The organism is Agrobacterium salinitolerans, from assembly GCF_027498475.1.
Taxonomy (GTDB): Bacteria; Pseudomonadota; Alphaproteobacteria; order Rhizobiales; family Rhizobiaceae; genus Agrobacterium; species Agrobacterium salinitolerans.
Genome location: NZ_JAPZLN010000002.1, coordinates 50,252 through 70,179, shown reverse-complemented (window position 1 = coordinate 70,179; position 19,928 = coordinate 50,252). Strand labels below are relative to the sequence as shown.

21 protein-coding genes are annotated in these 19,928 nt (G+C 60.7%); 14 read left to right on the top strand and 7 right to left on the bottom strand.

The window, feature by feature from the left end:
- Nucleotides 1-2: 2 nt before the first annotated feature.
- Entirely contained in the window at nucleotides 3-659 is a 657-nt protein-coding gene (locus O9X91_RS09120; RefSeq protein ID WP_269833694.1) for a DNA-3-methyladenine glycosylase family protein, read from the bottom strand.
- A gap of 39 nt (nucleotides 660-698) precedes the next feature.
- On the opposite strand from O9X91_RS09120, the gene gluQRS reads away from it, so the two are divergent.
- On the top strand, nucleotides 699-1,598 hold the full coding sequence (gene gluQRS, locus O9X91_RS09115) for a tRNA glutamyl-Q(34) synthetase GluQRS (protein ID WP_269833693.1): 900 nt from the start codon (nucleotides 699-701) through the stop codon (nucleotides 1,596-1,598).
- Here gluQRS and O9X91_RS09110 read toward each other — a convergent pair.
- Nucleotides 1,566-2,483: a YihY/virulence factor BrkB family protein gene (locus O9X91_RS09110; protein WP_077985332.1), complete on the bottom strand. Its 918-nt coding sequence runs from the start codon at nucleotides 2,481-2,483 to the stop codon at nucleotides 1,566-1,568. The two genes, gluQRS and O9X91_RS09110, sit on opposite strands and share 33 nt — an antisense overlap.
- A gap of 176 nt (nucleotides 2,484-2,659) precedes the next feature.
- On the opposite strand from O9X91_RS09110, the gene O9X91_RS09105 reads away from it, so the two are divergent.
- The 7 genes from O9X91_RS09105 to O9X91_RS09075 all read left to right on the top strand — a co-directional run bounded on the left by O9X91_RS09105 (nucleotide 2,660) and on the right by O9X91_RS09075 (nucleotide 7,975).
- Nucleotides 2,660-3,493, top strand: coding sequence for an SDR family oxidoreductase (locus O9X91_RS09105; RefSeq protein ID WP_269833692.1), 834 nt, complete (start codon nucleotides 2,660-2,662; stop codon nucleotides 3,491-3,493).
- A 16-nt stretch (nucleotides 3,494-3,509) separates the two neighbouring features.
- On the top strand, nucleotides 3,510-3,707 hold the full coding sequence (locus O9X91_RS09100) for a twin transmembrane helix small protein (RefSeq protein WP_003520830.1): 198 nt from the start codon (nucleotides 3,510-3,512) through the stop codon (nucleotides 3,705-3,707).
- A gap of 1 nt (nucleotide 3,708) precedes the next feature.
- On the top strand, nucleotides 3,709-4,287 hold the full coding sequence (locus O9X91_RS09095) for a cob(I)yrinic acid a,c-diamide adenosyltransferase (protein ID WP_191216730.1): 579 nt from the start codon (nucleotides 3,709-3,711) through the stop codon (nucleotides 4,285-4,287).
- A gap of 32 nt (nucleotides 4,288-4,319) precedes the next feature.
- Nucleotides 4,320-5,093 (top strand): rhomboid family intramembrane serine protease, encoded by a 774-nt coding sequence (locus tag O9X91_RS09090; RefSeq protein ID WP_269833691.1) that lies wholly within the window; start codon nucleotides 4,320-4,322, stop codon nucleotides 5,091-5,093.
- 184 nt (nucleotides 5,094-5,277) lie between these two features.
- Nucleotides 5,278-6,024 carry an electron transfer flavoprotein subunit beta/FixA family protein gene (locus tag O9X91_RS09085; protein WP_003520827.1) on the top strand — a complete coding sequence of 249 codons (747 nt, stop codon included), beginning with the start codon at nucleotides 5,278-5,280 and terminating at the stop codon, nucleotides 6,022-6,024.
- A 25-nt stretch (nucleotides 6,025-6,049) separates the two neighbouring features.
- Complete coding sequence (locus O9X91_RS09080) at nucleotides 6,050-6,979, top strand: electron transfer flavoprotein subunit alpha/FixB family protein (RefSeq protein WP_269826373.1); 930 nt, start codon at nucleotides 6,050-6,052, stop codon at nucleotides 6,977-6,979.
- Between the two features lie 114 nt (nucleotides 6,980-7,093).
- Entirely contained in the window at nucleotides 7,094-7,975 is an 882-nt protein-coding gene (locus O9X91_RS09075) for a 3-hydroxybutyryl-CoA dehydrogenase (protein WP_142912077.1), read from the top strand.
- Between the two features lie 37 nt (nucleotides 7,976-8,012).
- On the opposite strand, the gene O9X91_RS09070 is transcribed toward O9X91_RS09075, so the two are convergent.
- Both O9X91_RS09070 and tlpA read right to left on the bottom strand, forming a co-directional pair.
- Nucleotides 8,013-9,260 (bottom strand): MgtC/SapB family protein, encoded by a 1,248-nt coding sequence (locus O9X91_RS09070; protein WP_077985336.1) that lies wholly within the window; start codon nucleotides 9,258-9,260, stop codon nucleotides 8,013-8,015.
- Between the two features lie 136 nt (nucleotides 9,261-9,396).
- On the bottom strand, nucleotides 9,397-10,065 hold the full coding sequence (gene tlpA, locus O9X91_RS09065; protein ID WP_077985211.1) for a thiol:disulfide interchange protein TlpA: 669 nt from the start codon (nucleotides 10,063-10,065) through the stop codon (nucleotides 9,397-9,399).
- A 22-nt stretch (nucleotides 10,066-10,087) separates the two neighbouring features.
- Between tlpA and argH the strand changes: the two genes are divergently transcribed.
- The 4 genes from argH (at nucleotide 10,088) to O9X91_RS09045 (ending at nucleotide 15,937) form a co-directional block, all read left to right on the top strand.
- Complete coding sequence (gene argH / locus O9X91_RS09060; RefSeq protein ID WP_142912078.1) at nucleotides 10,088-11,488, top strand: argininosuccinate lyase; 1,401 nt, start codon at nucleotides 10,088-10,090, stop codon at nucleotides 11,486-11,488.
- A 94-nt stretch (nucleotides 11,489-11,582) separates the two neighbouring features.
- Nucleotides 11,583-11,786: an LPS translocon maturation chaperone LptM gene (gene lptM, locus O9X91_RS09055; RefSeq protein ID WP_003509930.1), complete on the top strand. Its 204-nt coding sequence runs from the start codon at nucleotides 11,583-11,585 to the stop codon at nucleotides 11,784-11,786.
- Nucleotides 11,787-11,799: 13 nt separating this feature from the next.
- The gene (gene lysA / locus O9X91_RS09050; protein ID WP_142912079.1) at nucleotides 11,800-13,068 is read left to right on the top strand and encodes a diaminopimelate decarboxylase; all 1,269 of its coding nucleotides are present in this window, start codon (nucleotides 11,800-11,802) and stop codon (nucleotides 13,066-13,068) included.
- A 178-nt stretch (nucleotides 13,069-13,246) separates the two neighbouring features.
- Nucleotides 13,247-15,937, top strand: coding sequence for a TIGR02302 family protein (locus O9X91_RS09045; RefSeq protein ID WP_142912080.1), 2,691 nt, complete (start codon nucleotides 13,247-13,249; stop codon nucleotides 15,935-15,937).
- 269 nt (nucleotides 15,938-16,206) lie between these two features.
- On the opposite strand, the gene O9X91_RS09040 is transcribed toward O9X91_RS09045, so the two are convergent.
- The 3 genes from O9X91_RS09040 to O9X91_RS09030 form a co-directional block, all read right to left on the bottom strand.
- Nucleotides 16,207-16,566 (bottom strand): response regulator, encoded by a 360-nt coding sequence (locus O9X91_RS09040; RefSeq protein WP_077985216.1) that lies wholly within the window; start codon nucleotides 16,564-16,566, stop codon nucleotides 16,207-16,209.
- A 141-nt stretch (nucleotides 16,567-16,707) separates the two neighbouring features.
- The gene (hpt, locus tag O9X91_RS09035; RefSeq protein ID WP_077985217.1) at nucleotides 16,708-17,250 is read right to left on the bottom strand and encodes a hypoxanthine phosphoribosyltransferase; all 543 of its coding nucleotides are present in this window, start codon (nucleotides 17,248-17,250) and stop codon (nucleotides 16,708-16,710) included.
- A gap of 68 nt (nucleotides 17,251-17,318) precedes the next feature.
- Nucleotides 17,319-17,990, bottom strand: a complete 672-nt coding sequence (locus O9X91_RS09030) for a DUF3426 domain-containing protein (protein ID WP_077985218.1) — start codon at nucleotides 17,988-17,990, stop codon at nucleotides 17,319-17,321.
- A 201-nt stretch (nucleotides 17,991-18,191) separates the two neighbouring features.
- Between O9X91_RS09030 and ftsE the strand changes: the two genes are divergently transcribed.
- Both ftsE and O9X91_RS09020 read left to right on the top strand, forming a co-directional pair.
- Nucleotides 18,192-18,851, top strand: coding sequence for a cell division ATP-binding protein FtsE (ftsE, locus tag O9X91_RS09025; RefSeq protein WP_077985219.1), 660 nt, complete (start codon nucleotides 18,192-18,194; stop codon nucleotides 18,849-18,851).
- A complete protein-coding gene (locus O9X91_RS09020) occupies nucleotides 18,844-19,851 on the top strand; it encodes a cell division protein FtsX (RefSeq protein WP_077985220.1) in 1,008 nt (335 codons plus the stop codon). The genes ftsE and O9X91_RS09020 overlap by 8 nt, the downstream gene beginning before the upstream one ends.
- The last annotated feature ends 77 nt before the right edge of the window (nucleotides 19,852-19,928 follow it).

Genomic DNA, 19,928 nt, shown 5'->3' with positions numbered 1-19,928 from the left:
ATTCAGGGCAGCGGCGCCATGGCGCGCCGCATGATGTTGGCATAATAACCCCAGAAAAGCCGGGCGGCCACGGAGCGCCACGGCGACCAGAGCGCCGCCCGCTCCGCCAGCCATTTCGCTTCCGGCCTCACTTCCATATCGAGTGCATGCGCCACCGCCGATCTCAGCGCCACATCACCGACCGGAAAAATATCCGGATGCCCGCCGCAGAACATCAGATAAACCTCCGCCGTCCACGGGCCTATACCGCGAAGCGCCACCAGTTCGGAAAGGGCCGCAAGTCCCTCCTTGCGCACCACACCGTCAAGGTCGATCTGCCCTTGCGTGACGGCGCGCGCCAGTCCCTCCAGTGTCGTCGCCTTGGCCCGGGAAAGGCCGAAGGTGGCGCTCAATTCCTCCGGCACACCCAGATAATTCTCCGCCGTGACCGCGCCGCCGGTGCCGGCAAGGATACGCGCCCATATGGCATTGGCGCTGGCGCGCGACACCATCTGCGAGACGACGATATGGGCAAGGCCGGCAAAGCCGGGCTCGTGGATGCGCAGTTCCAGCGGACCGGCTATTTCAATGACGGGGCCAAGCGCAGGATCGAGAAGAGTGAGATGTTCCAGCCCTTCGCTGATGTCATCCATCCCGGTAATGATTTTCATATCCGTCATTCCATATGCCGCCAGCCGGCTGGTTTGGCTCTTTAAAACATGGCAGAAGAAACCATGCCTTCGCAGTTCCGTCAAAAACCGGTTTACCGTTTTGCACCAAGCCCCAATGGCCTGCTGCATCTCGGCCATGCGCTTTCCGCCTTCCTGAACCACGATATGGCGCGAGACAATGACGGCCGCTTCCTGTTGCGCATCGAGGATATAGACCAGACGCGCTGCACCCCGGAGCTGGAACAGGCAATCTATGACGATCTTGGCTGGCTGGGTCTCGACTGGGAGAAACCTGCGCGGCGGCAATCGGAGCATTTCGATGAGTACCGCATGGCGCTGGACAGGCTGATCGAGGCAGGGCTTGCTTACCCTGCCTTTCTTAGCCGCGGAGAAACCAAGGCGATCGTCAGGGCCTTCGAAACGGAGGGAGGGTTGTGGCCGCGCGATCCCGATGGCGCGCCGCTTTACCCGACCATAGACCGGGAGAGGCCAAAGGCGGAACGGACAGTGCTGCTCGCTTCCGGCCGGCCGCACGCCTGGCGGCTCGACATGGAAAAGGCGATCCGCGCCGCCGGCATCCCCCTGTTCTGGCAGGAAAGCGGCGATGGCGAGACGGGGAAAATCGAGGCCCAGCCCGCCCTTTGGGGCGATGTGGTGCTGTCGCGCTCAGACGCGCCTTCGAGCTATCATCTTTCCGTCGTGGTGGATGATGCGCTGCAGGGTATCACCCATGTGGTGCGCGGCATGGATCTGTTCCATGCCACCGCCATTCACCGGCTGCTGCAACACCTGCTGGACCTGTCGCAACCGGCCTATCACCATCACCGGCTGATCTTGGGCGCAGACGGGCGCAAGCTTTCGAAAAGCGAAGGCAGTACCGGCATTTCCGCCCTGCGGGCAGAAGGAGCGACGCCCTCAGATATCCGCCGGCTTGTCGGTCTCCTCTAGCGCCCGCTCCCGGCGCGCGCCGCTGCCGCCGATATTGCGGCGGATGATCTGCCGCACCTTGTATTTCATCAGCGCCGCATTGACCTCCGCGCCCAGCATGAAGATGACGCCGACCATATAAAGAAACACCAAAACCACCATAACCGAGGCGAGACCCGCATAGGTGGCCGCATAATTGGCAAAGGTGGAGAGGTAATAGGCGAAGATCGCCGCACCGATGACCCAGAATATCATCGTCAGGAGAATGCCGGGCCAGACATCCCAGATGCGGCGTTTGCCGGCCGGAAGCCACAGATGCGCCGCCACCAACCCCGCGGTCAGCACAACGATGGTACCGTAAAGACCAAGACTGGAGACCGTATTCAGCACGTCTGTCAGCCAGGGGAACCGCTGCTCGGCAAAAGAGGTGGCGACCGGCACGGCGACGAGGACGATGCTGATGCCGGCAAAGACCACAACCGCAATCAGCACGTAAAGCAGGCTGAGCAGACGGGTGATATACCACCAGCGCGTCTCCGTGACACGATAGGCGCGGTTGAGCGAAATTCTCAGCGCCTCAACGCCGTTGGAGGCAAAATAGGCAGCTGCCAGCACCGAAATCGTCAGCAGCCCGCCGCGCGGAATGGTCAGCACCTGCTGCACCTGCGCCGCCAGCGGCCCGGCAATCGCTTCCGGCCATGTATCGAAAATCAGATGCACCGCCGTTTCGGAAAACTGGTCGGCCCCGAGAAAACCGGCCAGCGCCGTGCCGAAGATCAGGAAGGGGAACAGCGCCAGAAGGATGGACAGCGCCATATGGCTCGCCATCGCCCAGCCGTCATCCTCGGCGAAATGGGAATAGGCATCGAAGGCAACCTTGCCTGCCAGGCGCACTGCGGCAACCATGTCACCTCCATTCATCGGCATTTCATTTGTAACTTCGCCCCGAATATGGGAAATCAGCTTCGCTTTGTACAGCGCGCAAACCCGGCTTTCGGTTCCATTTCCGAAAAGGATTTTGCGCAATTTAATTTTGTGAATCTGAGCGCACCTTGGCGCAAAGTCCATTGGCGGGGCAGAACATGTCTGAAAAACCGGTCATCATCATCACCGGCTGTTCCTCTGGCATCGGGGCTCATTGCGCCGGCGCGCTGCACAGGGATGGCTGGCGGGTTTTTGCCACCGTGCGGCGTATCGTTGACATGGCAGCGCTCGAAAATCAGGGCATCGAAACCCTGATCATGGACTACACCAAGCCCGAAACCATCGCAGCACTGGTGGATACGGTTGCCGCCCGCACCGGCGGCCGCATCGACGCGCTTTTCAACAATGGCGCTTATGGCCAGCCGGGCGCGGTGGAAGACCTGCCTGTCGAAGCGCTGCGGGCACAGTTCGAAACCAATGTCTTCGGCTGGCACGATCTGACGCGGCGGGTCATTCCCTTCATGCGCAAGCGTGGTTCGGGCCGCATCGTGCATTGCTCCTCGATTCTCGGTCTCGTTCCCTATCGCTATCGCGGCGCTTACACCGCTTCGAAATTTGCGCTTGAGGGGCTGGGCGTCACGCTGCGCATGGAGCTTCAGGGCAGCGGCATCCATGTGAGCCTGATCGAACCGGGTCCGATCACCTCCAAATTCACCGCCACCGCGCTTGCCCATATCAACGAGCACATCGATCTCGAAAATTCAGCCCATGCGGCGGAATATAAACGCCAGTTGGCGCGCATGGATGGTTCCGGCCCCGTCAGCCGCCACAAGCTTGGTCCGGACGCCGTTTATACCGTGTTGAAACACGCACTGACGGCGGCAAACCCGAAGCCGCATTATCCCGTTACCGTGCCGGCCAAACAGGGGCTTATCCTGAAACGGCTCTTGCCTGCCGGACTTTTCTATCGTCTGCTGCGCAGATTCGATTGAGGAGGAGTAATACCGCATGTCCGGCTTCACCACCGTTCTGGCCCTTATCGTTATGGGCCTCGTCGTCATCGTACTGATACGCGGCCTCTTCAACATGCTGAAGGGACAGGACGCCAACCGTTCCAACAAGCTGATGCAGCTTCGCCTGCTTTTGCAGGCCGTGGCGATTGTGCTGATCATGTTCACCCTCTGGCTCACCGGCGGTGGCCGCTGACATGGTGAAGCTGAACAAGATCTACACCCGCACCGGCGACAAGGGCACGACCGCTCTGGTTTCCGGCCCGCGTCGCCTCAAGCACGACCTTCGCGTCGAGGCATACGGCACGGTCGACGAGACCAATTCGGCGATCGGTGTCGCGCGGCTTTATACGGGCGGGATTGAAAAGCTGGATGCCATGCTGTTCCGGATACAGAACGATCTTTTCGACCTCGGCGCCGATCTCGCCACGCCTGACAATGGCGAGCCGCTTTCTTACGAGCCGCTGCGCATCGTCGAAAGCCAGGTCACGCGGCTGGAAAACGAAATCGACGATCTCAATGTCGCGCTTGAACCGCTGACCTCTTTCGTGCTGCCGGGCGGCAGCGCGGCAGCGGCCAATCTGCACATGGCGCGCACCGTCTGCCGGCGGGCGGAGAGACTGATGGTGGAACTGTCCGTCGCTGAGAACGAGATCGTCAGCCCGGCGGCGCTGAGATACGCCAACCGCCTGTCCGATTTCCTGTTCGTCGCCGCCCGCTTCGCCAATGAGGCCGGCAAGGCCGACATATTGTGGGTTCCCGGCAAGAACCGCTAAAGCGTTTCAACGACGCAACCAAAGGGCGTTCGATGTTCATACCGCTGCACGATGCGAATTCCCTCAAACATATCCGTCTGCAATATGTGACGATCGGTCTGATCGTGGTCAATGTGCTGGTCTGGCTGTTCACCGGCGTCCTTGCCAGCGACGTGCAGGCCAATGCAGCAGCGCTCGGCCTCGGTTTCATTCCGGCAGTGGTGTTCGACTACGCCTATCTGGAACCCGCCCTGCAGGTCGTTCCCGATGACCTGACCGTTGTCACCTATGCTTTCCTGCATCTCGATTTCTGGCATCTGGCCGGCAACATGCTGTTTCTCTGGGTCTTCGGCGACAATGTCGAGGATGCGCTCGGCCATTTCCGTTTCCTGATCTTCTATGTCGTCTGCGCGATTGCCGGCGCCCTGTTTCACGGTTTCGTCGCCCCCACCTCGGAAGGGCCGCTGATCGGCGCTTCGGGTGCGGTTTCGGGCGTCGTCGCGGCCTATTTCCTTCTGCATCCCAGGGTTCGCGTCTGGGTGCTGGTTCTCATGCGCATTCCGCTTCCCTTGCCCGCCTTCGTTCCGCTGGCGCTGTGGATCGGCCAGCAGTTCTTGATGCTGGCGCTCGGACTTGAGGAAAACGTCTCCTGGGGCGCGCATGTCGGCGGCATCATGGCTGGCGCGATCATGGTGATTTTCATGCGCAGGCGGGGCGTTCCCCTGTTTGACCGCACGATTGTTCCGCCAAGGGCGGCGCAGTTCAAGAATCCGTCGCAAACGGCGGGGTTGTCGCAAATCGAACGGGGCTATGACGGGAGCAGATGAGCTCTTGCAAAAGAGATAGAGTATTTACGTGAACGTCAACGTAAGATATGCCTTACGCGCATGCGATAATGAAGATTGCTCCGTTGTAATTGCGGGAAAAATGCTTATCCATGTCGCCAACCTGTTTTTGGAGGTCCGCGCGGTCAACTGGCCAAAGCGGACAGGAGTTTGAGGAAAGCCGCCGATGAAGATCCTTGTCCCCGTCAAACGAGTCGTCGATTACAACGTGAAGATCCGCGTAAAATCGGATGGTTCAGGCGTTGAGCTTGCCAATGTGAAGATGTCGATGAATCCGTTCGACGAAATCTCGGTGGAAGAGGCCCTTCGTCTGAAGGAAGCCGGCAAGGCCGAAGAGGTCGTGGTCGTCTCCATCGGCCCGGCCAAGGCGGAAGAAACGCTGCGCACCGCGCTCGCCATGGGCGCCGACCGCGCTATCCTGATCGAGACCGACGAGACGGTCGAGCCGCTCGCCGTCGCCAAGCTTTTGAAGGGTGTGGCCGAGGCCGAGCAGCCCGGTCTCGTCATCGTCGGCAAGCAGGCGATCGATGACGATTCGAACCAGACCGGCCAGATGCTGGCAGCCCTTCTCGGCTGGGGCCAGGGCACCTTTGCCTCCAAGGTCGTACCGTCCGACGGCAAGGTCGCGGTTACCCGTGAAGTCGATGGCGGTTTGCAGACGGTTGAACTGAAACTTCCCGCCGTCGTCACCACCGATCTTCGTCTGAACGAACCGCGTTACGCCTCGCTGCCCAACATCATGAAGGCAAAAAAGAAGCCGCTCGACAAAAAGGCCCCGGCCGATTTCGGCGTCGACGTTTCGCCGCGCCTGAAGGTGCTGAAGACCGAGGAGCCCGCGGGCCGCAAGGCTGGCATCAAGGTTGGCTCGGTTGCCGAACTGGTCGAAAAGCTCAAAGCCGACGGCGTCCTCTAAGGTTTCGGAAAAGGGAGATATTCTTATGGCCATTCTTCTTCTGGCAGAACACGACAACGCAACCCTTTCCGACCTGACGGGCAAGACGCTGACGGCGGCAACGCAGATCGGCGGCGACGTCCACGTGCTGGTCGCTGGCTCTGGCGCGAAAGCGGCGGCCGACGCGGCCGCGAAGCTGACGGGCGTTTCCAAGGTGCTGCTCGCCGACGACGCCTCCTATGCCAATGCGCTCGCCGAGCCGCTGGCGGCACTGATCGTTTCGCTCAGCCCCTCTTATGATGTCATCATCGCCCCGGCGACGGCATCCGCCAAGAACGTAGCGCCCCGCGTTGCGGCCCTTCTCGACGTGGCGCAGGTCTCGGAAATCATCGAGGTCGTCAGCCCCGATACCTTCAAGCGACCGATCTATGCCGGCAACGCCATCCAGACGGTTCAGGCAAGCGACGCCAAGAAGGTCATCACCGTGCGCCCGACCGCCTTTGCGGCAGCGGCAGAAGGTGGTTCGGCGGCAGTCGAAACCATTGCAGCCGCTGAAAACCCCGGTGTCTCCAGCTTCGTTTCCGACGCGCTGGCCTCGTCAGATCGTCCGGAACTGACCTCCGCCAAGATCATCATCTCCGGCGGCCGTGCGCTTGGCTCTTCGGAAAAATTCAAGGAAGTCATCCTTCCCGTCGCTGACAAGCTGGGCGCCGCCGTTGGTGCGTCGCGCGCTGCCGTCGATGCCGGCTACGCGCCGAATGACTGGCAGGTGGGGCAGACAGGCAAGGTGGTCGCGCCGCAGCTTTACATCGCGGCCGGTATTTCCGGTGCCATCCAGCATCTGGCCGGCATGAAGGATTCGAAGGTCATCGTCGCCATCAACAAGGATGAAGAAGCGCCGATTTTCCAGGTTGCCGATTACGGTCTCGTCGCAGACTTGTTCGAGGCGCTGCCGGAACTGCAAAAAGCCCTTTGATTTTAAATACATGATGAAGGCGGCGCGTTTTTTGAACGCGCCGCCTTCTCTTTTTCGGCGATATGCGTAACATCGCCAGCGAATTACTATATGCAGCACATGGGAGAACAGCATATGACCGCCCCCTTTAAGAATATCGGTGTCATCGGAGCCGGTCAGATGGGGTGTGGCATAGCGCATGTTTCCGCCATTGCCGGATACAGGGTCCACATCTACGATCTTTCGAAGGAAGGCATTGAGGCCGGCCTTGCCACGATCAACGGCAATCTCGCCCGCCAGGTCACCAATGGCAAGCTTTCCGACGAGGCCCGCAAGCAGGCGCTGACGCTCATCAGCGGATCGACCGACGTCAATGATCTGGCGCCGATGGATCTTGTCATCGAGGCTGCTACGGAAAACGAAGAGATCAAGCGCAAGATCTACACGCAGGTCTGCCCGGTTCTGAAGCCGGAAGCGCTTCTCGCCACCAACACCTCGTCACTTTCCATCACTAGGCTTGCATCGGCCACCGACCGTCCCGAACAGTTCATGGGCATCCACTTCATGAACCCGGTCCCCGTCATGAAGCTGGTGGAACTGGTGCGCGGCATCGCCACCAATGAAAAGACCTTCGACGCGGCCAAGGATTATGTGCGGACGCTCGAAAAGGCGATCACCGTTGCCGAAGATTTCCCGGCCTTCATCGTCAACCGCATCCTGCTGCCGATGATCAACGAGGCGATCTATACGCTTTATGAGGGCGTCGGTTCGGTGGAAGCCATCGACACAGCCATGCGACTTGGCGCCAACCACCCGATGGGACCGCTGCAGCTTGCCGATTTCATCGGCCTCGATACCTGTTTGTCGATCATGCAGGTGCTGCATGACGGTCTCTCCGACAGCAAATACCGCCCCTGCCCGCTGCTGGTCAAGTATGTCGAGGCCGGCTGGCTCGGCCGCAAATCCGGCCGCGGCTTCTACGATTATCGGGGTGAGGCGCCGGTTCCGACGCGCTGAGCCCGGACCAATATCGTCTCTGCCTTCGGCTGAACCCTCAGGCAATCAGCAAATAGGTAACCGCTCCGACACCCGCGGCAAAGATGGATGCTGCCGTAAGCAATCCGCAATAAACGAGCGTTCCGGAAACGGCGGCGACGAATACGCGTCCTGCCGCGTTGGCGGCGAGAGCGGCGAGGATTGCGCTGGCCAAAATGTCCGGCGAAATGCTCTGCGCGCTGGTTCGCAACGCACTGAGAACCGCGACATCGGCATCGAATATGGCGGACAGAGCCGTGAGCGCGATGAAGCCGCCGGCGCCGATCCAGACGAGAAGAACGGCATTCAGCGTTCGCGTTGCGGCGAAAAGCGCGGCGAAGATGGCAAGGGGCGCCAAGTCGAACGGGTTTTTTGCATTGAGTTCTTGCCCGGTCTGCGTGTCCTGCAGCCTTATCAGGCCGGCGCCGCTCAATCCGAGAACCAGTGCCGCAGTCAGCGTCGCCGGTGCGATAAGCGAAAACGTTGTCAGCGAGAGGGCGAGAACGATAACGAGAATCCGGAGCAACGATACAGCCGCGGCCAGCACCGCCACACCGGCCAGAGGCCACGCGTTTTCACCGCTTTTCGCCTTCTGCCCGAAGCTGGCAGTTACAGCGGTCGATGAAACAAGGGCGCCCGCCAGCCCGGTCACCAGCAGGCCGCGAGTTGAGCCGAGGAGGCGCACGGCAATATAGCCGCAATAGGAGATCGCGGCGCTGAGCACGGTGAACAGCCATATTTCCCACGGGTTGAAGCCGCCCCACGGATCGATCGCCCGGTTCGGAAGGATCGACAGGCCAACGGCGGTCATCACGGCAAGCACCAGCGCGGAGCGGAGCTCGACCCAAGTCAGCCGTTTCAGCAGGCGGTGGAGAACTTCCCTGCCGGCAAGCAATGCCGCAAGGGCAGCAGCACCAGCCGCCGCCGCCTGATATTGCGCCGTTACCGCAAGCCCGCCGAGGGCAAAGACGCAGAGAGCCGCAACCACGCCGGTGACACTGAAATCATTGTCATGACGCGCTTCGCGCAGCTTGAACCATGAAAAACTGAATGCGAACCCCAGAAAACCCGCCGCAAAAGCGAAAACGCTATTCTGCTCTGCGGCCAACACGCCGAAGACGCCCCCCAGCAGACCGGTAATGCCATAGGTCCGGATCCCGGCGGTACGGCTGCCCGCCGGCGCATCGCGCTCCCGCCAGCCGCGCTCAAGGCCGACGAGCAGGCCGATGGCGAGAGCAAGACCAAGCCGGGGAATTAGCAACTCCATATCGGCACCCATTCATGGCGGAAGCCAGTATCATTATACGAGGCGGGTACGGGCTTGTCTGCACCGGCCCGTCCGCTGGAAAGCCGGGCGTTGACGGCGGTTACGGCTCATAGTGCCCAATATTCCGGCCACCGCATCATTTTCCAGTAGCCGCGGTCACCAGCGCCTCGGCGTCTTCACTGTCCCACGCCGCCGGGCCGTTCATGGCCGCGAGCAGACAGCCGTTTTCATCCAGCAGCAGGGTTGCCGGCAGGCCGAAAGCAAGACCTTCCTTTTTCAGAACGTTGAAGACGCCCATGGAGCTGTCGCGGTAGTGCTTCAGAGCATCGATCTTGTATTCATCCATAAAGGCTTTCGGTTTTTCATCCGCGCCAGTATCGATGTTGACGGCAACGACCTCGAAATTCTCGCCGCCCTTTTCCTTCTCCAGCGCGTTCAGCGCCGGCATCTCTTCGCGGCAGGGCACACACCATGTGGCCCAGAGATTGAGAAGAACCGCTTTGCCCTTGAGATCGGCAAGCGTCATGTCTTGCGACTGCGGCCCCTTGAAGGACAGCGGAATGATGCGCGGCCTGTCCGCCGCCGACATGGCCGCGACCTGCCCTTTCAGAAACGGTTTCAGCGAGGCGATGCGGTTTGCCGCACCCTCACATAAACCGCCGTCTGCCACCGCTGCCCCTTGAACCGGGCTCTCAGACCCAATATGCCTGAACCAGACCGCGCCAGCACCGGCGAGCACACCGGCCACGGCAGCAATTGCAACCAATTTGGCGGAAGGAAGCCTGAACGGCGTTTTTTCTGTCATCGAATACTCCAGGGCACTTAACATGGCTGACGGCACAGATCAGAAATCCTCCAACCAGATGTGGGGCGGGCGTTTCGCTTCCGGGCCATCTGCCATCATGGAAGAGATAAATGCCTCCATCGGCTTCGACAAGAAGCTTTACGCCCAGGATATCCGCGGCTCTATGGCGCATGCCACCATGCTGGCATCTAAAGGCATTATTTCGCCTGAAGATAAAGACAAGATCATCGAGGGTCTGAACACGATCCTGTCAGAGATCGAAGCCGGCACCTTCGAATTTTCGCGCAAACTCGAAGATATTCACATGAATATCGAAGCGCGCCTTGCGACCCTCATCGGCACAGCGGCTGGTCGCCTGCACACCGCCCGCTCGCGCAACGACCAGGTGGCGCTCGATTTCCGCCTGTGGGTCAAGGAAGAACTGCAGAAGACGGAGGGGATGCTGACCGCCCTCATCGCCGCCTTCCTCGACCGCGCCGAAGAAAATGCCGATACCGTGATGCCGGGCTTCACCCATCTGCAGACGGCGCAGCCGGTGACCTTCGGCCATCATTGCATGGCCTATGTGGAAATGTTCGGCCGTGACCGCGCCCGCGTGCGCCACGCCATCGAGCATCTGGACGAAAGCCCGATCGGCGCAGCCGCCCTTGCCGGCACCGGCTATCCCATCGACCGCCACATGACGGCCAAGGCACTCGGTTTCCGCGAGCCGACCCGCAATTCCATCGACACCGTCTCCGATCGCGATTTCGCGCTGGAATTCCTGTCCATCGCTTCTATCTGTGCCACGCATCTGTCGCGTCTCGCCGAAGAGATCGTCATCTGGTCGACGCCGCAATTCGGCTTCATCCGCCTGTCGGACGCCTTTTCCACCGGCTCGTCGATCATGCCGCAGAAGAAAAACCCCGACGCCGCCGAACTGGTGCGCGCCAAGACCGGCCGCATCAACGGCTCGCTGATCGCCCTTCTGACAGTGATGAAGGGCCTGCCGCTCGCCTATTCCAAGGACATGCAGGAAGACAAGGAACAGGTTTTCGATGCCGCCGAAAGCCTGGAACTGGCGATTGCCGCCATGACCGGCATGATCCGCGACCTTGAAGTGCGCAAGGACCGTATGCGCGCCGCCGCCGGTTCGGGTTATTCCACCGCTACCGATCTTGCCGACTGGCTGGTGCGCGAAGCGGGCCTGCCCTTCCGCGATGCCCACCATGTGACCGGCAATGCCGTAGCGCTGGCGGAAAAAAAAGGCTGCGATCTCGCCGATCTTTCGCTGGAAGAATTGCAGGCCATCCACCCCGGCATCACCAAGGGTGTTTTTGACGTTCTGTCCGTAGAAGCATCGGTCGCCAGCCGCACGAGTTTCGGCGGCACGGCCCCTTCGGAGGTGCGCAAGCAGATCGCCTGGTGGCGTGAACGCAACTGATAAATTCGCGTTACAATGCGATCACAAGAAACAGGGTGCACAAGCGCCCTGTTTTTCGTTATCAGAGAGGCACATATTTCCTTTGGACAGGCCCATGCTTTCAAAAACCGCGCGCAAACTCATCGTTCCCATCGGCATGACGCTCGCCGTCAGCCTTGCTCTTTCCGCCTGCGGGCGTAAGGGCGACATCGATCCGCCGAGCACGCCGGTCGAAATGCGCAACAAACGCGCCGCCGATGGAAGCGAACCGAAGCCGGCGACGGCTGAGCGTCCGTTCATTCTCGACAAGCTTCTCTGACGGGTAAAAAGCCGTGAACCATTTTGGCTATATCGACGGCGTGCTGCACGCCGAAAACGTGCCCGTGCCGGAGATCGCCAAGGCGGTCGGCACGCCCTTCTACGTCTATTCCACGGCAACGCTGGAACGCCACTACAAGGTGTTCGCAGGCGCTTTCGCGGATGTGGACGCCATGGTTTGTTACGCCATGAAGGCCAATTCCAATCAGGCGGTGCTGAAAACGCTTGCAAAGCTCGGCGCCGGCATCGACGTCGTCTCCGGCGGCGAATTGCGCCGCGCACTTGCAGCCGGCGTGCCGGCAAGCCGCATCATGTTCTCCGGCGTCGGCAAGACGGTTGCGGAAATGGACTATGCGCTGGATGCCGGCATCTATTGCTTCAACATCGAATCCGAGCCGGAACTGGAAGTCCTCAACCTGCGCGCCGTCAAGGCCGGCAAACGGGCGCATGTCTCCTTCCGTATCAATCCGGATGTGGATGCCCGCACCCACGCCAAGATTTCCACCGGCAAGAAAGAAAATAAGTTCGGCATTTCCTATGAACGCGCCCGCGCGGTTTATGCCCATGCCGCCACCCTGCCCGGCATCGAAGTGACCGGCATCGACATGCATATCGGCAGCCAGATCACCGAATTGCAGCCTTTCGAGGACGCTTTCCGGCTGCTGCGCGAACTCGTCGAGGCGCTGCGCGGCGACGGCCACACGATCAGCCATGTCGATATTGGCGGCGGTCTCGGCATTCCCTATCGCGATGACAACAACCCGCCGCCACTGCCGGATGCCTATGCGCATATCGTCAAGAATGAGCTGAAGAGCCTCAACTGCAAGATCGTCACCGAACCTGGTCGACTGATCGTCGGCAATGCCGGTATTCTGGTGACCGAAGTGATCTATGTGAAGGATGGCGGCGAAAAGACCTTCGTGATCGTTGACGGCGCCATGAACGACCTTATCCGCCCGACGCTCTACGAGGCATATCACGGCATCCGCCCGGTGGTGCAGCCGGCCGAAAACACGCCGCGCATTAAGGCCGATATTGTCGGCCCGGTCTGCGAGACCGGCGATTATCTGGCGCTCGACCGCGAGATGGCGGCACCGCAGCCGGGCGATCTGATTGCCGTCAGCTCCGCCGGCGCTTATGGCGCGGTGCAGGCCGGCACCTATAATTCCCGCCTGCTGGTGCCGGAAGTGCTGGTGAAGGACGACAAATTCCACGTGATCCGTCCGCGCGGCACCTATGAAGAGTTGATCGCGCTCGATTCCGTACCCGCCTGGCTCGATTGAGCTCGCCCGTATCACCGGTTTGCCGATCACAATCAAGCGAAGCTGCCTAAAAAATGGGGCCGAGGGCTTGGGCGCCCTCGTCTTCGCCACAAAGAATGTTATCCTTGCCCCCGTGATACAGACAGCTCGCCGTTCCGGGAATGGCGTTCGACGTGGCCAGAACCGGGAGAACGGATTGATGACCACAGCCGGAGAGGACAAGACTGGCGGAAAGCGCGCGACTGGTGCGTTTGCGCAGCGGCCGGACCTTGCCCGCCAGGTCGTCGCCAAGCGCTTCTTCGCAAAAATCGTGCTGCTCTCGGAGAAAATTGCGCCGAAAACGCTGTGGCCACTTTCCATCGCCGCCGTGTTTCTAGCCCTTGCCTGGTTCGGCCTCTACCGGCATATGCCGGATTTCCTGCGGCTCGGCGTCGTTTTCGTGCTGGTTTTCAGTTTCATCGCCACGCTTTTACCGATCCTTCGGCTGAAATGGCCGACGGATCATGAAGCCTCGCGCCTGCTTGAAGACCGCAACGGTCTCTCGCACCAGCCGGTTGGCGTGCAGGAGGACGAGCCCGCCTTGGATACGCCCTTTTCCCGAACGCTGTGGAAAGAACACCAGATCCGCATGGCGGAGCGCATTGCCGCGCTGAATGCGGGCCTGCCGAAACCCGATATCGCCCGTTATGACCGTCTGGCGCTGCGCGCCATTCCCGCCCTTCTTCTGGCCGCCGCCTTCGGTTTTTCCTATTCCAACGGCGCGGGCACGATTGCGGATGCCTTCCGTAGCCGACCGGCCGTCGGTCCGCTCAATCCCGATATTCGTCTCGACGCGTGGGTCACGCCGCCATCCTATACCGGTCGCGCGCCGATTTTCCTGACCGGACGTGACGCAACCAACCGTGACGCGGTTTCCGTGCCGCAATCCTCCAAGCTGACGATCCGCATGACCGGCGGCGATGGCGGCGAGGAAGTGACTTTCGAGCCTGAAATGGCAGGCGCGCTGCAAAAGCTTGCGCCGGAAACGGCGCGTGTCGACAGCGCAAGCGGCGATATCGCCGTTCAGACGCCGGTTCGTTCGGCGGATCAGCCCGTCGCGCCGCGCACCTTCACCATGGATGTTACCGAAAGCGGCATGATTACCGCCAATGGCGAACAATGGGTGTTCAACGTCATCGCCGACCAGCCGCCCAGCATCGCCTTCGACAACATGCCGCGCCGGGCCGTTAACGGCGCGCTGGAAGTGGGCTTTACCGCCAAGGACGATTATGGGCTGAAGGAAGCCCACGCCATCATCGAACCTGTGGGCGTTGCGGAAGGTGCAAGCGCGCTTTACCCGCCGCCGGAATTCAAGCTCGATCTGCCGCGGCAGAACAATCGCGAGATCAAGGGCCTGACCAGCCGCAACCTGACCGAACATCCGATGGCGGGAAAGCGCGTGCGCATCACACTGGTGGCGACGGACGGTGCCGGCCAGACGGGTCGTAGCCCCGCGCATGAAATGGTGCTGCCGGGCCGCAATTTCTCCGAACCGCTGGCCGCTTCCATTGCCGAGCAGCGGCAGATATTCTCGCTCGATACGCGCCAGATGCCGAAAGCTATCGCCTATAACGAGGCGGTGGGCCTGCGCCCGGAAGAGACCATTCCCAACACCACCCATTATCTCCTGCTGCAATCGGCCCAGACCCGCATGCGGCTCGCCTATAATGAGGAGATGCTGAAGGACACGGCCGATTATCTCTGGGAAATCGCGCTCGGCATCGAGGACGGCGATCTTTCGCAAGCCGAAAGGCGCCTGCGCGATGCGCAGAATGCGCTTTCCGAAGCGCTTCAGCGCAATGCCTCCGACGAGGAAATCGCCAGGTTGATGCAGGAACTGCGCGAGGCGATGCAGCAGTTCATGAGCGAGCTTGCGCAGCGCATGCAGAATGCGCCGCAGGCCAACATGAACCAGCAGGCGCAGAACGTTCTACGTCAGCGCGATCTGGAAAACATGATGAACCAGATCGAGAACCTTGCCCGCTCCGGTAATCGCGACGCCGCGCAGGAAATGCTCTCGCAGCTGCAGCGCATGATGAACAATCTGCAGGCGGGCCGCCCGCAGCGTCAGGGCCAGCAGGGGCAGCAGCAGAGCAGCAAGATGCGCCAGCAGATCGACAAGCTGGGCGAAATACTGCAGCAGCAGCAGAAATTGATGGACGAGACCTTCAAGCTCGATCAGGCGCTGCGCGACCGGATGCAGCGCGGCGACCCGCAACAGGGCGGCGAAGACGAACAGCAGATGGGTGAAAACGGCCAGCAGCCGCAAGAGGGACAGCAGGACCAACAGGGTGAGAATGACCAGCAGGGCGGACAGCCAAGCGACCGGATGACGGCCGAACAATTGCGCGACGCGCTGAAAAACCTGCGGGCCCAGCAGGATGCGCTCGGCAAGCAGCTCGGCGAATTGCAGCAGGGCCTTCGTGATCTCGGCATGGAACCGGGCGAGAACTTCGGCAAGGCACAGCAGGAAATGGAAGGAGCCGGCGAGGCACTGGGCAAGGGCCAGGGCGAGCAGGCGGTCGAAGGTCAGGGCAATGCGCTGAATGCGCTGCGCCAGGGTGCGCAGGACATGATGGGCCAGATCATGCAGGCCATGCGCCAGCAGGGCCAGCAGCCCGGACAGGGTCAGGAGGGCATGGCGGGCCAGGGCGGTCAGAACGGCCGCGACCCGCTCGGCCGCCCGCGCAGCACCACCGGCCCGGATTTCGGCGACCAGGTGAAAGTGCCGGATGAAATCGACGTGCAGCGCGCCCGCGAAATCCTCGAGGCTATCCGCGAAAAACTCGGCAACAACCCGCCCGGTGAAATCGAGCGGCGGTATCTGGAGCGGTTGCTGGATATACGGTGAGGATCAGAAGCCATTCACGGCGATCCGGCCCGCCACTTTAATTTCGTGACTTTCCGGAAGAGCAGGCCGCGGCGAAAGCTACTAGGCGCGTCGCGAAACACTTTGACGTCATCCTCGGCCTTGTGCCGAGGATCTGTCAACCTCCCATGAAACCGATACGTCGCAGATGCTCGGGACAGGCCCGAGCATGACGAGGAGAGAGTTGACAACTCCGCAACAAAAAGGCGACCCATGGGGCCGCCTTCCTCAAATCTGTGTGATCTTATCACTCACGCCGCAAGCGCCCGCGCCACGGCCTTGCGAATATCCGGAAGCGCGAAGGGTTTGGAAACCACATCCACAATCTTCGTCGCCAGATCATCAGCCCGTTCACGCTGCTCGGCATAACCCGTCATCAGCAAAATGCGCATGGCCGGGAAGCTTTCGGCGGCGCGGTGCGCCAGCTCGATGCCATCCATGACCGGCATGCGGATATCCGAAAGAAGAAGATCGAAACTGGTTTCCTGGAGCTTCTCCAGCCCCTGCTCGCCATCCGCCGCCTCATAGGTCTCGTGACCGTCGAGACGCAGCGCGCGAGCGACGAAAGCCCGCAGTGCATCCTCGTCTTCGGTAATCAGAATCTTCGCCATTATTCATTGCTCCTGGGCATCATTTCCAGCCGTGAGCAACATCGCAGGCTCCTCTTTTCAAGAGGTAAACACCCAGCCCTTCGCTGGGTGAATGGTTAATGAGGCGTCTCCGTGCTGTGCCGTTCCGGCACGACGAAGTACTCAGGCGTCGCCGGTCACGACGCCGACGAAGGGCAATTCGCGGAAGGCATAAGCCACGTCCATGCCGTAACCCACGACGAAATAATCAGGACATTCGAAACCGACATAATCGGCCTCCAGATCTTCCTTGCGTTTCACTTTCTTGTCGAGAAGCACCGCGATGGTGACATTGCGCGCACCGCGCTCGTAAAGCAGTTCCTTGGCGAAACGCAGCGTGCGGCCGGATTCGAGAATATCGTCGATCAGGAGCACATCACGGTCCTTCACGTCGCTGTCGATATCCTTGACGATCCTGACCCCTTGCGACACCGTGCCGGCGCCATAGCTCGACAGCGTGATGAACTCGACCTCAGGAGCAAGGCCGCTGTCATGCAGTGCGCGGATAAGATCGGCCGCGAAAATGAACGATCCCTTGAGCACGGCAATGACCAGTAAATCCTTGGTCGGGCCGCTGGCGATGTGCTTGGCCATGTCGCGATTGCGCTCGGCGATCTGCTCGGCGCTATAAAGCGGCTCGATGTTTTTTCCACGGACGACGGGCATTCTTACTCCTGTGCTGCGCCTTGCCGATTTTACCTTTCAGTAAAAATAGAAGACACGCGTTAGCACAGTCAGCGTTCAGACGCACCCGCCTCGACGAAGGAAAGCTTGATCTCAGGCGTTTTTCCACCGGGATGGCGCAACTTTGCCGAAAAACCGTGGCTGAAACCGGGCTGCATTTCCTTGACCGGCGGCTCGATGACCATGCTGGCTACCAGCTGCCCCTTGGCGGCGAAGAGATCGGCGCGCAGGGCAGGCACCTCTTCCAGATTGCCGCCATTGTTTTCCACGATGCCGTTGATGAGCAGGATATCCATGCCACCTGCTTCCTGCGGGGTTACGGTGACATGGGAAATGGCGAGAGGATTGACCGAGGCCGCGACAGCCGTCTTTTCCGGCACCACGACCGAGAGGCCGCCCGAACATACGAAGACAAAAATGGCGAGGCCGGCCACCAGCGCCGAATAGGCATCCGCCGACAGGCGAGACAATCTGCGATCCACCCAGCCGATGAAAGCGAGGCAAAGAATGGCGAGGGTAACGGGCGTTTTTTTCACCTGCCGGCGCGCTGCACCGCGATTGTCGTTTCCGGGTTGCCGCGAACGGTTTTCCTTGATGGTGACAAATTCCGCGTCTACCACATCGCGGTCGGGATTTGCCGCCCGCGCCGTGCGGCGTACCGGCGTTTCCGGCATCAGGAGGTCGAAATCGAATGCCGCTTGCCGGCGAGATGAACGGAACATAGCCATAGAATTCCTTGGGTGAGGTTTTCCGGCCCGCAAAACTGGGCATTGCAACGAATCCTGCCAAGTTTTAAATTTAATTGGTTAATGCTTCGCAAAAACGGCTCGCACAGGCCACCGGAACCGGGTTAGACCGCGCCGTCCGGGCCTCATGCGCCAGCGGCTTGCGAAGCACCACGAAACGAAGAGACTGGAAGTCCGTTGATCCATTTCGAAAATGTCGGGTTGCGTTACGGCATGGGACCCGAGATCCTGAGGGACATGACCTTCGATATCCCCAAGGGTTCGTTCCAGTTTCTGACCGGCCCTTCGGGTGCCGGCAAGACCACGCTGCTCCGCCTGCTTTTGATGTCGCTGCAGCCTACGCGCGGGCATATCCGCATGTTCAACCGTGACGTTTCGCGCATTCCACGTAGCGAGTTGCCGATGCTGCGCCGTCGCGTCGGTATAGTGTTTCAGGACTTTCGGCTGCTCGACCATCTGACGACCTATGAAAACGTCGCCCTGCCGCTCCGCGTGCGCGGTAAGGAAGAGAGCGCCTATCGCAACGACGTGATAGAACTTCTGAAATGGGTCGGCCTTGGCGAGCGCATCAACGTGCTGCCGGCCATTCTTTCCGGCGGGGAAAAGCAGCGTGCCGCCATCGCCCGCGCACTCATGGACCAGCCGGAAATATTGCTGGCCGACGAGCCGACCGGCAACGTCGATCCACCGATGGCCAAGCGCCTTCTCAACCTTTTCCTGGAACTCAACCGGCTGGGCACGGCCGTTGTCATCGCCACCCATGATTTTGGCCTGATGGACCAGATCGATGCGCGCCGGATGATCCTCACTGAAGGGCGGCTCGATATCTATGAATGAGATCAACCGCAAGCCGTTGAAGCCGGAAGCGGCGCAGCCGAAGCGCCCGCCCATGCGCATCCGCCCGATGGCGCCGATCCTGCCGCCTTCCAACATTCAGGGCAATGCGCTGATGGTGGTGATCGCCATCATGGCCTTTCTCGCCTGCCTCACCCTTGGTGCCGTCTCCATGGTGCGCGCCACCGCCGCCACCTGGCAGAGCCAGATTTCCCGCGAGATCACCATCCAGATCAAGCCCGAGGACGGGCTGGACATGAATGCGGCGCTAAACAAGGCGCGCAATCTGGCGCTTACCTTCGTGGGCACGCGGGATGGTACCATCCTCGACGATGCGGCAACGTCGCGCCTTTTGGAGCCGTGGCTCGGCAGCGGTCTCGATCTTTCGGAACTGCCGGTGCCGCGTCTCGTCGTCATCACCATCGACGAAAACAATCCACCCGATTTCCAGGCGATGCGGGATATGCTGAAGGCCGAAATTCCGCAGGCATTTCTGGACGACCACCGCACGTGGGTCGACAGGCTGGTCTCCATGGCCAGAACCACTGTCATGATCGGCGTCGGTGTTCTTATCCTCGTGTTCACCGCCATGGTGCTGACGGTGGTGTTTGCGACGCGCGGCGCGCTTTCCGGCAACCGGCATATCGTCGAGGTTCTGCATTTTGTCGGCGCCGAAAGCAGCTTTGTGGCGCGTGAATTCCAGAAGCACTTCCTGAAGATCAGCCTCAAGGGGGCGGCGGCCGGCAGCGCACTGGCCGCCGGCGTATTCCTTGTCGCCGGTTTCTGGCAATCGAGCACTGTCGCCACGCCGCAGAGCGATCAGGCAAGCGCGCTTTTCGGCTCGTTTTCGGTGGGTCTCGGCGGGTATCTCGGCATCGCCATGACGATGATCGTCATCGCGCTTTTGACCACCCTCACGGCTCGTATAACCGTCATCCGCACCATCGACGATATCGACCGCGTCCGCTCCGATCCTTCGAAAAGCGATGGGCTTGCATCGTGAGGTTATCCCCGATAACCCCGCGGGAAAACTGAAACCGTCACAAGCCGGATGTAACCTGCAGACGGTGGACAAAAATG

Coding starts and splice junctions, on each gene's coding strand:
- gluQRS (WP_269833693.1), top strand. CDS start 699: ATGGCAGAAGAAACCATGCCTTCGCAGTTCCGTCAAAAACCGGTTTAC.
- O9X91_RS09040 (WP_077985216.1), bottom strand. CDS start 16,566: ATGGCGAAGATTCTGATTACCGAAGACGAGGATGCACTGCGGGCTTTC.
- O9X91_RS09085 (WP_003520827.1), top strand. CDS start 5,278: ATGAAGATCCTTGTCCCCGTCAAACGAGTCGTCGATTACAACGTGAAG.
- O9X91_RS09030 (WP_077985218.1), bottom strand. CDS start 17,990: ATGTTCCGTTCATCTCGCCGGCAAGCGGCATTCGATTTCGACCTCCTG.
- O9X91_RS09105 (WP_269833692.1), top strand. CDS start 2,660: ATGTCTGAAAAACCGGTCATCATCATCACCGGCTGTTCCTCTGGCATC.
- O9X91_RS09070 (WP_077985336.1), bottom strand. CDS start 9,260: ATGGAGTTGCTAATTCCCCGGCTTGGTCTTGCTCTCGCCATCGGCCTG.
- argH (WP_142912078.1), top strand. CDS start 10,088: ATGGCTGACGGCACAGATCAGAAATCCTCCAACCAGATGTGGGGCGGG.
- O9X91_RS09120 (WP_269833694.1), bottom strand. CDS start 659: ATGACGGATATGAAAATCATTACCGGGATGGATGACATCAGCGAAGGG.
- tlpA (WP_077985211.1), bottom strand. CDS start 10,065: ATGACAGAAAAAACGCCGTTCAGGCTTCCTTCCGCCAAATTGGTTGCA.
- O9X91_RS09100 (WP_003520830.1), top strand. CDS start 3,510: ATGTCCGGCTTCACCACCGTTCTGGCCCTTATCGTTATGGGCCTCGTC.
- O9X91_RS09075 (WP_142912077.1), top strand. CDS start 7,094: ATGACCGCCCCCTTTAAGAATATCGGTGTCATCGGAGCCGGTCAGATG.
- O9X91_RS09095 (WP_191216730.1), top strand. CDS start 3,709: ATGGTGAAGCTGAACAAGATCTACACCCGCACCGGCGACAAGGGCACG.
- O9X91_RS09020 (WP_077985220.1), top strand. CDS start 18,844: ATGAATGAGATCAACCGCAAGCCGTTGAAGCCGGAAGCGGCGCAGCCG.
- hpt (WP_077985217.1), bottom strand. CDS start 17,250: ATGCCCGTCGTCCGTGGAAAAAACATCGAGCCGCTTTATAGCGCCGAG.
- O9X91_RS09080 (WP_269826373.1), top strand. CDS start 6,050: ATGGCCATTCTTCTTCTGGCAGAACACGACAACGCAACCCTTTCCGAC.
- lptM (WP_003509930.1), top strand. CDS start 11,583: ATGCTTTCAAAAACCGCGCGCAAACTCATCGTTCCCATCGGCATGACG.
- O9X91_RS09110 (WP_077985332.1), bottom strand. CDS start 2,483: ATGGTTGCCGCAGTGCGCCTGGCAGGCAAGGTTGCCTTCGATGCCTAT.
- O9X91_RS09090 (WP_269833691.1), top strand. CDS start 4,320: ATGTTCATACCGCTGCACGATGCGAATTCCCTCAAACATATCCGTCTG.
- O9X91_RS09045 (WP_142912080.1), top strand. CDS start 13,247: ATGACCACAGCCGGAGAGGACAAGACTGGCGGAAAGCGCGCGACTGGT.